The organism is Stenotrophomonas sp. S41 (genome assembly GCF_016624625.1).
Classification (GTDB): Bacteria; Pseudomonadota; Gammaproteobacteria; order Xanthomonadales; family Xanthomonadaceae; genus Stenotrophomonas.
The window spans coordinates 55,723-69,561 of the sequence record NZ_JACVTV010000011.1 but is presented as its reverse complement, the minus strand read 5'-3'; the positions used below and the strand labels follow the sequence as shown (position 1 = coordinate 69,561).

Sequence of the window (13,839 nt, the reverse complement as noted above, 5' to 3'; positions counted from 1 at the left end):
GCAAGTACGTCCCTGTAAGCTCGGTCGCCGCATCCATGCGGCTCACGCCCCTGCGCAGCCCACCCACCCGGCCACGGACATTCTCCGTGCGCGTCAGCCACGTGAATCAAAGGAATAAAATCAAGGGCGGGGCTGTTGCTCCGCTTTATTTGTAGAGTCGAGCCTTGCTCGACTGCTTCTGATCAGGAACGATCACTCATCATGAAATTCAACGCACTGGCCAAGAAGGCGGCCAAGGGGCCTGCGCCGCTGGAACATGGCGGTGCTGTGGAAGTGGAGGATCTGATCCGCTTGGTGCTGGAACACGGTGCCGATGGCGCGGCCGAGATCGAGCGCCTGTGTGCGCTGTACGGCTGGCGCGAGGAGTTCCAGTACAACGCCGATGGCACCCACCTTGCGCCGATGGCGCCGTGGGCGCAGGCGTGTGCGGCATTCGGCCACGGTGGCGTGGCGGGGCTGCAGCCGCTGCTGGATGATCCGCGGCGGGCAACCTATGCGATCGGTGTGCTGGAGGACGTGCGCAGCGAGGCGTCGGTGATGGCGCTGCTGGGGTTCTGCGCGCAGGCGGATTTCAGCCAGAGCGATCCGATGTCGGCGCCGTGGCGGGCGCTGGCTGCGTTGAATTCGCTGCTGTCGTTCGACAAGGGCGTCGTGGTGCCGGTGGCGACGCAGCAGTCGCTGCTGCGCCTGGTTCAACGCGCGTGGGAACAGGCGCCGACGACGCAGGGCCGCAGCCTGGCGCTGTATGCCGCACGTGGTGCATCGGTGGCGGAAGCGATGGCGTGGCTGCAGTCGCTGGCGCTGGAGGAGGAAGAGTTGGTTGCTGCGCGCAAGGTGGCGTTGAAGCGGCTGCGGCAGCGTCTGTGAGAGGGGGTCAGATCCCTTTTGCCTTGGCAAAAGGGCTCTGACCCCAGCAGAATCCCGTAGCGTCAGCCGGCGCAGCGCGCGCAGAGGCCGTGCACTTCCAGGGTCTGCGCCTGCGGCTGGAAACCCAGTTCCTTGGCGCGCTTTTCCAGCTGGGTGACGATCTCGCGGTCTTCCAGCTCCACCGCGCTGTGGCAGCTGTTGCAGATCAGGAACGGCACCGAATGCGCCGCGCTGCTGGGGTGGTGGCAGGCCACGAAGGCATTCACCGATTCCAGCTTGTGCACGAAGCCGTTCGCCATCAAGAAGTCGAGCGCGCGGTAGACGGTGGGCGGGGCATCAGCGCCCACACCCTTGCCGTTGCGCACCCACTCCAGCAGCTCGTAGGCCTTGACCGGCTTGCCGGCCTCGGCGATCAGCTTGAGCACGTTGGCGCGGATCGGGGTCAGGCGCAGCCCGCGCTCACGCGAGACACGCTCGACCACCGCCACGAAATCCGATGCGTCGTGGACGTGGTGGTGCGGGGCGGTACAGGCAGAAGCTGGTTTGGCGGGCATGCGCGTTCTCCGGTTCAGGTCTGGCGGCAGGGCTCAGGCCGTTGCTACCTTGGTGATGGCCACATCGATGCGTTTCAAGGCCTGCTCGCGGCCGGCCAGGTACACGGTATGGGAAATGTCAGGACTGACCTGGGTGCCGGTGATGGCCACGCGCAGCGGCTGGGCGACCTTGCCCATGCCCATTTCCAGGGCGGCGGCAGCGTCGTGCAGGGCTACGCCGACGGCTTCGGCGGTCCATTCCGGCAGGGCCGCCAGCAGTTCGCGGGCCTTGCCCAGCGGCAGCTCGGCGCCGGCCTTGAAGTGCTTGGCCACGGCCGCGTCGTCGTACTCGGTCAGCGGCTGGTACCAGACCACGGCCTTCTCGGCCATTTCCTTCAGGGTCTGCACGCGCTCGCGCAGGGCGATCACCACGTCCACCGGCGCCGGGCCGGCGGCCACGTCCAGGCCCAGCTTTTCCAGCTGGTAGACCAGGTGCGGCACGATGCTGGCCGGCTCCTCGGTCTTCAGGAAGTGCTGGTTGACCCAGCCCAGCTTGGCCATGTCCAGGCGCGAGGCCTTGGAGTTGCAGTTGGTCACGTCGAACAGCTCGATCAGTTCCTGGCGGCTGAACAGCTCCTGGTCACCGTGCGACCAGCCCAGGCGGGCCAGGTAGCTCAGCAGCGCATCGGGCAGGTAGCCTGCGTCCTTGTACTGCATCACGTCGGCCGCGCCGGTGCGCTTGGACAGCTTGGCACCCTGCTCGTCGAGGATCATCGGCATGTGGCCGAACTTCGGCACCGGGGCGCCGATGCCTTCGTACAGGTTGATCTGGCGCGGGGTGTTGTTGATGTGGTCGTCGCCGCGGATGACCTCGCTGATGCCCATGTCCCAGTCGTCCACCACCACCGCGAAGTTGTAGGTGGGGTAGCCGTCGGGGCGGAAGATGACCATGTCATCCAGCTCGCTGTTGGCGATCTCGATGCGGCCCTTGATCAGGTCGTCGAACACCACGGTGCCGTCGAGCGGGTTCTTGAAGCGGATGACGCGGTTCGGGTCGTCCTTGCGCGGCAGGCCCAGTTCACGCGCGGCGCCGTTGTAGCGCGGCTTTTCCTGCTTGGCCATGGCGGCCTCGCGCATCGCGTCCAGCTCTTCGCGGGTCTCGTAGGCGTAGTACGCCTTGCCGTCGGCCACCAGCTGCTCGGCCACTTCCAGGTAACGGGCGACGCGGTCGGTCTGGTAGATCGGGCCGACGTCGTAGTCCAGGCCCAGCCAGTCCATCGCCTCCAGGATCGCGTCGATCGCGCCCTGGGTGCTGCGTTCACGGTCGGTGTCCTCGATGCGCAGCACGAATTCGCCGCCGCGGTGGCGGGCCTCCAGCCAGCAGTACAGCGCGGTGCGGGCACCGCCGATGTGCAGGTAACCGGTGGGGCTGGGGGCGAAGCGGGTGCGGCAGATCATGGAGGGCTCGGGGAACGGGAATCCGCCGATTTTACCACCAGCCCCGGAAAGGCAAGGAGGGGCGGACGCATGGCCGCCCCCCCCGCCCGGTTTTTCAGGGCTGCGGTTCAGCCTTGCGCGGGAACGACTGCTCGCGCATCGCCGCGTTGTAAGCAAACGAGGCGACGATGGCGGCGGCCTGCTTCAGGTCGTCCGGCTCGGCGTGGTCCCAGGTGTCCAGGTGGCTGTGGTGGACGTTGGTGAAGTAGTCCAGGCGGTCCTGGATGAACTGGAAGCCCGGCAGACCGATCCGGTCGAAGCTGATGTGGTCGGTGCTGCCGGTATTGCGGGTGGCCACGGTAGTGGCGCCCACGTCCTGGAACGGGGCCAGCCAGGCTTCGAAGATCGGCATCGCCGCCAGGTTTTCCTGGGCGTAGATGCCCCGGAAGCGGCCGGAGCCGTTGTCCATGTTGAAGTAGACCTGGAACTTGCCGTAATCGCGGGTCTTCTGCAGGGCACCGGTCGGGTCGCGCAGCGAGGCCGGCAGCGCCTTCTGGGCCGCGTCGGTGGGTTCCGGGAAACGGCCGAAGTGCTTGGCCACATAGGCCTGCGAGCCGATCAGGCCCTGCTCCTCGCCACTCCACAACGCCACGCGGATGGTCCGCTTCGGCTTGGCGCCGGTGGCCTTGAGGATGCGCATCGCCTCCATCATCACCGCCACGCCCGCGGCGTTGTCGGCCGCACCGGTGCCGCTGTGCCAGGAATCCAGGTGGGCGCCGATCATCACCACTTCGTCGGGCTTCCTGCTGCCGCGGATCTCGGCCAGCGTGTTGTAACCGGGCTGGTCGGCCTCGTCGGTGAAGCGCGCGGCCACGTCCACGCGCAGGCGTACCGGCTGCTTGGCGTCCAGCGCGCGCACCAGCGGGTTGAAGTGCTCGGCGATCATCGCCAGTTCCGGGATGCCCACCGATTCGCCGGCCTTGCGCGAACCGCCGCCGGCGACGCGGATGATGCCGTTGTCCCAACTGCTGATGCTGATCGATGCCAGCGCGCCCTCTTCGACGAAGAAGGCGTTGACCTTGGCGGCCAGCTCCTGGCGTTCCTTGTATTCCTTCACCCGCTTGGCCCGTTCGGCGGCCACGTCCTTGGGCAGGGTGAATTCCTGCAGGCCTTCCAGCGAGGTGGCGTCGTGCCGGTGCGAGTCCGGCTCGGTACCGCGCTTGTACTCGCGCGCCTCGCCCAGCAGCAGGATCTTGCCGCGCAGCTTGCCGCGGTACTGCTCGATGTCCTCGGGCTTCTTGATCTCCACGTGCACCAGCTCGCCCTCGACCGGGCCGCGGGTGCCGGGCGTCCACGCCTTGGGCAGGGCGTGCAGCGGCTGCACGCGGTCGCCCAGCATTTCCACGCTGGCCGAGGTGAATTCCCAGCCGCGGCCGAAATCATCGAAGGCTTCGTCGTGCACGTTGTCCAGCTTCCATTCGCTGAACTTGCTGCGGGTCCACGCATTGGCGCGGCCCATCGCCGGCGAATTGGTCAGGCGCGGGCCGATGCGTTCGGTGAGGTAGCTGAAGGTGTCCATCACCTGCGAACGGTGGAAGGCCTCCTGGCGGATGCGGCTGACCATGTCCAGGTCCACCGGTTCACGCTGCTGCGCCATTGCGTTGCCACCCATCGCCAGCGCCGTGGCCAGCACGCCCCACTTCAGCCCGTTCCACTTCAACACACCACACCCCTGCCCTTCGGCTCGATCGTCAACCCATCGAGTCTAGCCAGCGGCGGTGGGCGGCCCCCGTCCCATCGGTCATGGGCGGCACTGCGCTCACCCACGCCACCCCAGCCACAGCTGCGCGCGCTCCGGCAGCAGCAACAGCCAATGGCGCTGGTCCACGCTGCTGCAGCCGTACACCGCCGCATGTGCCGGCCAATCCGGCGGCAGGCCGTCGATGCCGATCTCCGACAGCGCCGCCGCGCCGGCCTTCCATGGCCGGTAGCGCGGCACCCGCCCGGCCAGCGCGCCGCGTCCCTGCCGCGCGCCGACCAGCCAGTCCAGCCCCTTGCGCTGCAATCCTTCGCAGGTCACCGCGGCCAGCTGGAAGCGGACCAGGCCGGGGGCGATCCGTGCCCCCGGCAGGGCCGCCAGCACGCCATGTGCCTGCAGCAGTGCATCCACTTCCAGCAGGGCCGGAACGCCCTGCCGTGCCCGTTGCCACAATCCCTGGCGCCAGCCCATGGCGTGCTCCTTACTTCAGTTCCGCGCCCAGCGCGTACCAGTCGACCCGGCGGGTCACCCACATCGCCAGCGCCAGGATCACGAACAGCAGCAGCGATCCCATCAGCAGCGCGTTGTTTTCCGAGACCAGCAGGCCATACAGCGCGCCGTACAGCAGGGTCAGCAGCGCAGCGAAGCCGAGGCCGCGCTTCCAATGCCCCAGCACATGGGCCAGGTACACCGCCTGCAGGCCGATGCAGGCCACGGCCGAGACCAGGTAGGCCTTCCAGAACGTGATGTGCTCGGACAGGCTGATCAGCAGCAGGAAGAAGATCGCCAGCGCCAGGCCGACCATCAGGTACTGCAGCGGGTGGATGCGCAGCGACTTGATCAGTTCGAACAGGATGAAGCCGACGAAGGTCAGCACCACGAACAGGATGCCGTACTTGGAGGCGCGGTCGGCCTGGGTATAGGTGTCGACCGGATCGACCAGCGACACAGTCACCGCCTGCGAGTCCATCGCACCGTCACGGCGCAGCTGCGTCTGGGCATCCGAGGCCAGCGAGGACACCGCCCACTGCGCATTGAACCCCTGCGCATCGACGCGGCGTTCGTTGGGCAGGAACGCACCGCTGAAGGACGGGTGCGGCCAGCGCGAGTGCAGTGCGATCCGGGTGTCATCGCCCACCGGCACCACCGACAGCGCGCGGCTGCCGTCCAGACGCAGGTCCAGTTCGATGCTGCTGCCGGCCAGGGTGCCGCCGTGGCTTTCGGCGAAACCGGCCACCGGCGCGTGCAGGCCACGGCCAACCTCGCTGGCCGCGCCGACACCCGGCAGCAGCCGCACCTGTCTGCCATCCACGCGCAGGTCCGGAGTGCCGACCAGGCCACGCGCATCGGACACGCCCAGCACCACGTACGGCTGGCCATAGCTGCGGCCGGGCTTCACCGGGTAATCGTCGGCCGCGAAGGTCGCCTTCAACTGGCCGTTCCAGCTGTAGACCGGCACCTTGAACAGGCCGACCTCGCGCTGGCTCGGCAGCATCTCGCCGCCCACGTCCAGCGAGGCCGGCATCTGCAGCCAATGGCCTTCGGTCACCTGCTCCTCGGTCTTCTTGTTTCCCTTGGCGTCGACCACCTCGACCTGCTGGCGTTCCACCCACGGCACCACCCGCACCGGACCGACCAGGCGCTGCGCACCGGCGCGGCTGTCGGCCACCCGCGAGAAGGCCTCGTCGCGGTACGCACTGCGTTCGTTGATGACGCCGCGGATCATCGTCAGCGGGATCAGCAGCAGCAGGATCAGTCCGCCGACGATGGCGAACCGCAACAGCATCTTCAGGGATTTCATCGTCCGTCCTCGTTGCAGAGGACTGCAGGATGGACGGCGGCGGTGAGCAGGGTTTGTGGCGAATTTGAAGCGAATGTGAAGTCAGCGGCGGGCGCGCTGCGCCGGTCCACCCAGCGGCAGCCACAGGCTTGCGACCGTGCCGCCGCCGGGCCGCGGCTCGAGGCTGGCGCGGCCATCGTGCAGGCGCGCCACTTCCTGCACGAACGGCAGGCCCAGGCCGGAACTGCGCCGGCCACTGCCGGGACGGGCCAGCGAATAGAAGCGCTCGAACACCCGGTCACGCGCGTATTCGGGCACACCGGCGCCACGGTCGGCCACCTGCAGGCGCACGCCCGGGCCATCGGCCACCGCCTCCAGCTCGACCTCGCCGCCGGGCGCCGAGAACGCCACCGCGTTGTCGATCAGGTTCTGCAGCGCCTGCCGCAGCAGATAGGCATCGCCGTGCACGCGCAGGTCCGGCACCGCACCGATCCGCACCACCACGCCGGCCGCCTGTGCACGCACCTGTGCGGCGGCAGCGGCATCGTCCAGCAGGGTGGCCGGCGCGATCGGGTCGCGGGTCTGCAGCCAGCCGTGCTGTTCCACTTCGGCCAGCGCCAGCAGCTTGTCGATGGTCTCGGTCAGCCGCTCCTGCTGGTCGACGATGCTGCGCGCGAAATGCGCGCGGTCGGCATCGGGCATCGGTTCCTGCAGCAGCTCGGCGGCGCCGCGGATGGCGGCCAGCGGGCTCTTCATCTCATGGGTCAGCGACTGCACGTACTGCTCGACGTAGGCCTTGCCTTCCAGCTTGCGGCGCATGGTTTCCAGGGCCTGGCCGAGATCGCCGATCTCATCGCGGCGACGCCGCGGCGGTGGCACCGGCTCGCCGGCAGTGACGGCGCGCGCATAGCGGCTGAGCTGGCCGAGGCCGGTGGTCAGCCACATCGTCACCAGCACCCCGACCAGCGCGGACAGGCCGATCAGCCACGCGCCACGCTCCATGATGGCGCGCTGGCTGGCAGCGATGAACGGATCGATGCTGCGGTTGGGCTGGGCCAGGCTGAGCACGCCGATGAGGGTGTGGCCATCGGCGGGGTCGTAGACCGGCGCGGCCACGTGCATCACCGTGTCGCCCTCGCCACCGGGCACTTCCGGGCTGGAGCGCGCGCCGTACTCGCCACGCAGCGTGCGGTAGACATCGTTCCAGCGCGAATTGTCGCGGCCGACGTCGCGGCCCAGCGAATCGTAGATGACGATGCCGCGCGCATCGGTGATGGTCACCCGGTAATCGAGCGAACGCTTGGGGAAGCGCCAGACCATCGCCTTCAGGTCGCGCTGGCGGGCCTTGGCCAGGTTGCGGGTGAAGCTGCCGCTGCCGATCGTGCCGGCCTTGACGTCGGCGGCGGCCATTTCGGCCAGCACGTTGGCCGCATCGACCAGAGTCGACTCCATGGCCTGGCGCACGCCCGGCTTCACCTCGTTGACGAACACGCGCATGACGAAGAACGCGGCGATGCCGGTGATCAGGAAGAAGCCCAGGAACAGCTTCAGTACCAGGCGCATCGCTCAGGTCTCCAGCGCGTAGCCCAGGCCACGATGGGTGCGGATCGGGTCGTCGCTGGCACCGGCCGCACGCAGCTTGGCGCGCAGCGTCTTGACGTGGGTATCGACGGTGCGGTCGGCACTGTCGGCGCTGCTGTCCCAGCCGCGGTCCATCAGCTGGGCGCGGCTGAGGATGGCGCCAGGGCGCTGCAGCAGCGCCTCCAGCAGGGCGTATTCGTAACGGGTCAGGTCCAGGGTGTGGCCCTGGTAGCGGATGCGACGGCCCTCGCGGTCGATGGCGAAGGCACCGTGCTCGCGCCAGCCGGGCTCGACCGCCGCCACGGCCGGGGCGGCCGGCGCCACCCGACGCAGCCGGGCGCGTACCCGGGCCACCAGCTCGCGCGGCGAGAAGGGCTTGGCCATGTAATCGTCGGCGCCCAGTTCCAAGCCCAGCACGCGGTCCAGCTCATCGTTGCGGGCGGTCAGGAAGATCACCGGCACCTGCGCCTGCGGCCCCGGTAGGGCGCGCAGCCGGCGGCAGACCTCGAAGCCGCTGAGGTCGGGCAGGCCGACGTCCAGCACCACCACGTCCACATCGCCCTCCTGCAGGCGCTGCAGGGCCTGCCCGCCGAGCAGGCAGTGGCTGGCCGCGTAGCCTTCGCTGCGCAGGGCATACAGCACGGTTTCGGCGATGGCGGCTTCGTCCTCGACTACCAGGACCTGGGCAACGGGGGCTGTCATGGCGCGCAGCATAGCCGCTGCGGCCGCCGCCCCGTACACTGCCGCCCATGAACTATCGCCACGCCTTCCATGCCGGCAACCATGCCGATGTCCTCAAGCACATCGTGCAGCTGGCCCTGATCGACAGCTTCAAGCGCAAGGACAGCCCGTTCTTCGTGCTCGACACCCATGGCGGTGCCGGCCGTTACCTGCTGGCCAGCGAAGAGGGCCGCAAGACCCTGGAGGCCGAAGACGGCATCATGCGCCTGATGGCCCAGCCCAAGCTGCCGGAGATCATCGAGCGCTACCTGAAGGCCGTGCAGGCCGACAACCCGGTGGGCGCGATGATCACCTACCCGGGCTCGCCGCTGCTGAGTGCCCAGGCCATGCGCGCGCAGGACCGGATGGCGGTCTGCGAGCTGCAGGACGACGAAGCGGCCCAGCTGAAGGCGCTGTTTGCCCACGACAACCGCGTCGGCGTGCACCAGGGCGATGGCTACGCGCTGCTGCGTTCGCAGCTGCCGCCGAAGGTCAACGGCAGCAAGATCGGCCGTGGCCTGGTGCTGATCGACCCGCCGTACGAGGCACAGGATGCCGAATACCAGGCCATCCTGGCCGCCCTGGCCGAGACCCTGGCGCGCTGGCCGCAGGCCACCTGCGCGGTCTGGTTCCCGATCAAGCAGCGCCGCACCATCCTGCATTTCCTGCGCAAGGCCGCCGCCCTGCCGGTGAAATCGGCCATGACCATCGAGTTCCTGGTGCGTCCGGACGATTCCCCGCTGCGCCTCAACGGCAGCGGCATGCTGCTGCTCAATGCCCCCTGGCAGTTCGACCGGGTGGTCGGCCCGGCCCTGCCGGCGCTGCGCCAGCACCTGGGCGAGCCGGGTGCCACCACCCGCCTGGATTGGCTCAAGGCCCCCGAATAGGCCACGATCAGGCGACGATCTGCCGTCTTCACGAGGCTGTACGCCCGTGAGCCTTTCGTTCACGGAATGCAGCCCCGGTGATGCCACAATCTATGGACCACCAAGGAATCACCCGGTATGGCCACTCGCAACCGCATGCCGCCCTGGCATGAGATCTTCAAGGCTCCCAGCGGCCACGAGCTGCTGATCCGCCCCATCCGCCCGGAAGACGGCGCGCCGCTGCAGGCCGCCTTCAGCCTCTTCGGGCCGGAAGAAATCCGTGACCGTTTCCTGCAGTCGGTGACCGAGCTTTCGGCGGACACCACCCAGCGCCTGACCCACCCCAACCCCAAGACCGAAATCACCCTGGTAGCCGCCGAATCGCTGCCTGCCGGTGAAGCGGTGGTTGGCGCGGTCGCGCGTGCCTCGATCATCCCTGGTACCCGTGAAGCCGAGTACGCGATCCTGATCAGCCGCTTCCTGATCGGCCAGGGCCTTGGCCGCCAGCTCATGCGCAAGCTGGTGAAGTGGGGCCGCGGCAAGTACCTGGACCGTCTGTATGGCGACGTGGCCGCCGAGAACGAGCCGATGAAGCAGCTGGCCGCCTCGCTGGGCTTCAAGCCGGTACCGCACCCCAATGGCGCCGATGGCCTGGTGCGCATGGTGCTGGAACTGGACAACTGAGGTAGCGCCGGGCCATGCCCGGCGAGCGCAGCGGTGGTGCGGCATCCGCCGGGCATGGCCCGGCGCTACCAACCGCGTTGCGCACACGGTCGCGACAAACCCTTCTGCTAAGATCGGCGGTCCATGTCGCGTACCTCATACCCCGCCCCGCCGTTGCCTCGCGCCGGCCAGCTCCGCGCCTGGTGGCGCGCCCCCGCCTCGCCGACCGCCCTGGCCTGGTACCTGGTCCAGGCCGCGCGCGCGCACGACGCGCCGCTGCTGGTGATCGCCCGTGACAACCACGGCGCCAACCAGCTCGAAGCCGACCTGCAGACCCTGATCGGCACCGATCCGGACCTGCCGGTGGTGGCGTTCCCCGATTGGGAAACGCTGCCCTACGACCGCTTCAGCCCGCACCCGGACATCATTTCGCAGCGCCTGGCCGCCCTGCACCGCCTGCCCGCGCTCAAGCGTGGCCTGGTGGTGGTGCCGGTGCAGACGGTGCTGCAGCAGCTGGCCCCGCGCAGCTACGTCATCGGTGGCAGCTTCGACCTGAAGGTCGGCCAGCGCCTGGACCTGGAAGCCGAGAAGCGCCGCCTGGAAAGCGCCGGCTACCGCAACGTGCCGCAGGTGATGGACCCGGGCGATTTCGCCGTGCGCGGTGGCCTGCTCGACGTGTTCCCGATGGGCGCCGACGAGCCGCTGCGGGTGGAGCTGCTGGACGAGGACATCGATTCGATCCGCGCCTTCGATCCGGAAAGCCAGCGCTCGCTGGACAAGGTCGAGTCGGTGCACATGCTGCCCGGCCGCGAAGTGCCGATGGACGATGCCAGCATCGCCCGCGTGCTGGGCACGCTGCGCGAGCGCTTCGATGTCGATACCCGGCGCAGCTCGCTGTACCAGGATCTGAAATCCGGGCTGGCCCCGGCCGGCATCGAGTACTACCTGCCGCTGTTCTTCGACCGCACCGCCACCCTGTTCGACTACTTGCCCGCCGGCAGCCTGCCGGTGGTGTGCACCGGTGCGGATGAAGCGGCCGTCGCCTTCTGGGCGCAGACCGCTGACCGTTACGAACAGCGCCGCCACGATGTGGAACGGCCGCTGTTGCCGCCGTCGTCGCTGTACCTGTCGCCGGAACTGCTGCGCGAACGCTTGAACGATGCCGCGCGCATCGAAGTCTGGGCGCCCGAACACGCACGCATTGCCGATGCGCATGCGCTGGGTGACCAGCCGCTGCCGCCACTGCCGGTGGCTGCGCGCGACGCACCCGCCGGCGATGCACTGAAATCCTTCCTCGGCCACTACCCGGGCCGGGTGCTGATCGCCGCCGATTCACCGGGCCGCCGCGAAGCCCTGCTGGAAGTGCTGCAGGCCGCCGAGCTGAAGCCACCGCTGGTGGCCGACCTGCCCAGCTTCCTCGCCGACGATGCGCGGTTTGCCATCACCGTGGCGCCGCTGGAAGACGGCTTCGCGCTGGATGAGCCGCGCATCGCGGTGCTCACCGAGCGCCAGCTGTTCCCCGAGCGCGCCGGCAGCACCCGCCGCACGCGCCGTGCCGGCCGCGAGCCGGAAGCCATCATCCGCGACCTCGGCGAGCTGACCGAGGGCGCGCCGATCGTGCACGAAGACCATGGCGTCGGCCGCTACCGTGGCCTGATCGCGATGGACGTCGGCGGCATGCCTGGCGAGTTCCTGGAAATCGAATACGCCAAGGGCGACCGCCTGTACGTGCCGGTGGCCCAGCTGCACCTGATCAGCCGCTATTCCGGCGCATCGGCGGAAACCGCGCCGCTGCATTCGCTGGGTGGCGAGCAGTGGACCAAGGCCAAGCGCAAGGCGGCCGAGAAGGTGCGCGACGTGGCCGCCGAACTGCTGGAGATCCAGGCCCGCCGCCAGGCGCGTGCCGGCCTGGCGCTGCAGGTGGACCGCGCGATGTACGAACCGTTCGCGGCCGGCTTCCCGTTCGAGGAAACCCCCGATCAGCTGGCCGCCATCGACGCGACCCTGCGCGACCTGGCCAGCAGCCAGCCGATGGACCGCGTGGTCTGCGGCGACGTCGGCTTCGGCAAGACCGAAGTGGCTGTGCGCGCGGCGTTTGCCGCGGCCAGCGCCGGCAAGCAGGTGGCGGTGCTGGTGCCGACCACGCTGCTGGCCGAACAGCATTACCGCAATTTCCGCGACCGCTTCGCCGATTACCCGCTGAAGGTGGAAGTGCTGTCGCGCTTCAAGAGCACCAAGGAAATCAAGGCCGAACTGGAGAAGGTCGCCGCCGGCACCATCGACGTCATCGTCGGTACCCATCGCCTGCTGCAGCCGGACGTGAAGTTCAAGGACCTGGGCATGGTCATCGTCGACGAGGAGCAGCGTTTCGGCGTGCGCCAGAAGGAGGCACTGAAGGCGCTGCGCGCCAACGTGCACCTGCTGACCCTGACCGCCACGCCGATCCCGCGTACCTTGAACATGGCCATGGCCGGCCTGCGCGACCTGTCGATCATCGCCACCCCGCCGCCGAACCGGCTGGCGGTGCAGACCTTCATCACCCAGTGGGACGACGCGCTGCTGCGCGAAGCCTTCCAGCGCGAGCTGGCGCGTGGTGGCCAGCTGTACTTCCTGCACAACGACGTGGAAAGCATCGGCCGCATGCAGCGCGAGCTGTCCGAGCTGGTGCCCGAGGCGCGTATCGGCATCGCCCACGGGCAGATGCCCGAGCGCGAGCTGGAAAAGGTGATGCTGGATTTCCAGAAGCAGCGCTTCAACGTGCTGCTGTCGACCACGATCATCGAATCGGGCATCGACATCCCCAACGCCAACACCATCATCATCAACCGCGCCGACCGCTTCGGCCTGGCCCAGCTGCACCAGCTGCGCGGCCGCGTCGGTCGTTCGCACCACCGTGCGTATGCCTACCTGGTGGCGCCGGACCGTCGCTCGATCACCCCGGATGCGGAAAAGCGCCTGGAAGCGATCGCCTCGATGGACGAACTCGGCGCCGGCTTCACCCTGGCCACGCACGATCTGGAAATCCGTGGCGCCGGCGAACTGCTGGGCGAGGACCAGAGCGGGCAGATGGCCGAAGTGGGCTTCAGCCTCTACACCGAGCTGCTGGAACGCGCGGTGCGCAGCATCAAGCAGGGCAAGCTGCCCGACCTGGATGCCGGCGATGAAGTACGCGGCGCCGAAGTCGAGCTGCATGTTCCGGCACTGATCCCGGAAGACTACCTGCCGGACGTGCACACCCGCCTGACTCTGTACAAGCGCATTTCCAGCGCGCGTGACAGCGATGCGCTGCGCGAGCTGCAGGTGGAGATGATCGACCGCTTCGGCCTGTTGCCGGATGCGGCCAAGCACCTGTTCGCCATTGCCGAACTGAAGCTGCAGGCCAACACCCTGGGCATCCGCAAGCTGGACCTGGGCGAGAACGGCGGCCGCATCGTGTTCGAATCCAAGCCGAACATCGACCCGATGGCGGTGATCCAGCTGATCCAGAAGCAGCCGAACCTGTATGCCATGGAAGGGCCGGACAAGCTGCGCATCAAGCACCCGCTGCCGTTGCCGGAGGACCGCTTCAACGCGGCCCGTGCGCTGCTGCTGACCCTGGCGGTGCGCTGACGCCACCGCGCACCACCGGTGCCA

11 protein-coding genes are annotated in these 13,839 nt (G+C 68.5%); 4 read left to right on the top strand and 7 right to left on the bottom strand.

The genetic code is table 11. From position 1 onward, the window contains the following. The first annotated feature begins 201 nt into the window (after positions 1-201). Positions 202-867, top strand: coding sequence for a hypothetical protein (locus IAE56_RS04470; RefSeq protein ID WP_200751623.1), 666 nt, complete (start codon positions 202-204; stop codon positions 865-867). A 62-nt stretch (positions 868-929) separates the two neighbouring features. Here IAE56_RS04470 and IAE56_RS04465 read toward each other — a convergent pair whose 3' ends face one another. From IAE56_RS04465 to creB, 7 genes are all read right to left on the bottom strand, one after another. After that, complete coding sequence (locus IAE56_RS04465) at positions 930-1,421, bottom strand: Fur family transcriptional regulator (RefSeq protein ID WP_079221204.1); 492 nt, start codon at positions 1,419-1,421, stop codon at positions 930-932. Positions 1,422-1,454: 33 nt separating this feature from the next. Continuing rightward, positions 1,455-2,858, bottom strand: a complete 1,404-nt coding sequence (gene gltX / locus IAE56_RS04460) for a glutamate--tRNA ligase (protein ID WP_108768259.1) — start codon at positions 2,856-2,858, stop codon at positions 1,455-1,457. A 94-nt stretch (positions 2,859-2,952) separates the two neighbouring features. After that, a complete protein-coding gene (locus IAE56_RS04455) occupies positions 2,953-4,509 on the bottom strand; it encodes a M20/M25/M40 family metallo-hydrolase (protein WP_200751627.1) in 1,557 nt (518 codons plus the stop codon). A 147-nt stretch (positions 4,510-4,656) separates the two neighbouring features. Further along, positions 4,657-5,067 (bottom strand): hypothetical protein, encoded by a 411-nt coding sequence (locus IAE56_RS04450; protein ID WP_164075308.1) that lies wholly within the window; start codon positions 5,065-5,067, stop codon positions 4,657-4,659. Positions 5,068-5,077: 10 nt separating this feature from the next. Next, complete coding sequence (gene creD / locus IAE56_RS04445; RefSeq protein ID WP_200751622.1) at positions 5,078-6,397, bottom strand: cell envelope integrity protein CreD; 1,320 nt, start codon at positions 6,395-6,397, stop codon at positions 5,078-5,080. Positions 6,398-6,478: 81 nt separating this feature from the next. Continuing rightward, a complete protein-coding gene (gene creC, locus IAE56_RS04440) occupies positions 6,479-7,939 on the bottom strand; it encodes a two-component system sensor histidine kinase CreC (RefSeq protein ID WP_200751621.1) in 1,461 nt (486 codons plus the stop codon). Between the two features lie 3 nt (positions 7,940-7,942). Continuing rightward, entirely contained in the window at positions 7,943-8,671 is a 729-nt protein-coding gene (gene creB, locus IAE56_RS04435; protein WP_200751620.1) for a two-component system response regulator CreB, read from the bottom strand. Positions 8,672-8,706: 35 nt separating this feature from the next. Here creB and rlmJ point away from each other — a divergent pair, with 35 nt between their 5' ends. The 3 genes from rlmJ to mfd all read left to right on the top strand — a co-directional run bounded on the left by rlmJ (position 8,707) and on the right by mfd (position 13,815). Beyond that, positions 8,707-9,564, top strand: coding sequence for a 23S rRNA (adenine(2030)-N(6))-methyltransferase RlmJ (rlmJ, locus tag IAE56_RS04430; protein WP_200751619.1), 858 nt, complete (start codon positions 8,707-8,709; stop codon positions 9,562-9,564). A gap of 117 nt (positions 9,565-9,681) precedes the next feature. Further along, the gene (locus IAE56_RS04425) at positions 9,682-10,227 is read left to right on the top strand and encodes a GNAT family N-acetyltransferase (RefSeq protein ID WP_108768252.1); all 546 of its coding nucleotides are present in this window, start codon (positions 9,682-9,684) and stop codon (positions 10,225-10,227) included. A 123-nt stretch (positions 10,228-10,350) separates the two neighbouring features. After that, positions 10,351-13,815, top strand: coding sequence for a transcription-repair coupling factor (mfd, locus tag IAE56_RS04420; RefSeq protein WP_200751618.1), 3,465 nt, complete (start codon positions 10,351-10,353; stop codon positions 13,813-13,815). The last annotated feature ends 24 nt before the right edge of the window (positions 13,816-13,839 follow it).

Coding starts and splice junctions, on each gene's coding strand:
- IAE56_RS04470 (WP_200751623.1), top strand. CDS start 202: ATGAAATTCAACGCACTGGCCAAGAAGGCGGCCAAGGGGCCTGCGCCG.
- IAE56_RS04465 (WP_079221204.1), bottom strand. CDS start 1,421: ATGCCCGCCAAACCAGCTTCTGCCTGTACCGCCCCGCACCACCACGTC.
- gltX (WP_108768259.1), bottom strand. CDS start 2,858: ATGATCTGCCGCACCCGCTTCGCCCCCAGCCCCACCGGTTACCTGCAC.
- IAE56_RS04455 (WP_200751627.1), bottom strand. CDS start 4,509: ATGGGTGGCAACGCAATGGCGCAGCAGCGTGAACCGGTGGACCTGGAC.
- IAE56_RS04450 (WP_164075308.1), bottom strand. CDS start 5,067: ATGGGCTGGCGCCAGGGATTGTGGCAACGGGCACGGCAGGGCGTTCCG.
- creD (WP_200751622.1), bottom strand. CDS start 6,397: ATGAAATCCCTGAAGATGCTGTTGCGGTTCGCCATCGTCGGCGGACTG.
- creC (WP_200751621.1), bottom strand. CDS start 7,939: ATGCGCCTGGTACTGAAGCTGTTCCTGGGCTTCTTCCTGATCACCGGC.
- creB (WP_200751620.1), bottom strand. CDS start 8,671: ATGCTGCGCGCCATGACAGCCCCCGTTGCCCAGGTCCTGGTAGTCGAG.
- rlmJ (WP_200751619.1), top strand. CDS start 8,707: ATGAACTATCGCCACGCCTTCCATGCCGGCAACCATGCCGATGTCCTC.
- IAE56_RS04425 (WP_108768252.1), top strand. CDS start 9,682: ATGGCCACTCGCAACCGCATGCCGCCCTGGCATGAGATCTTCAAGGCT.
- mfd (WP_200751618.1), top strand. CDS start 10,351: ATGTCGCGTACCTCATACCCCGCCCCGCCGTTGCCTCGCGCCGGCCAG.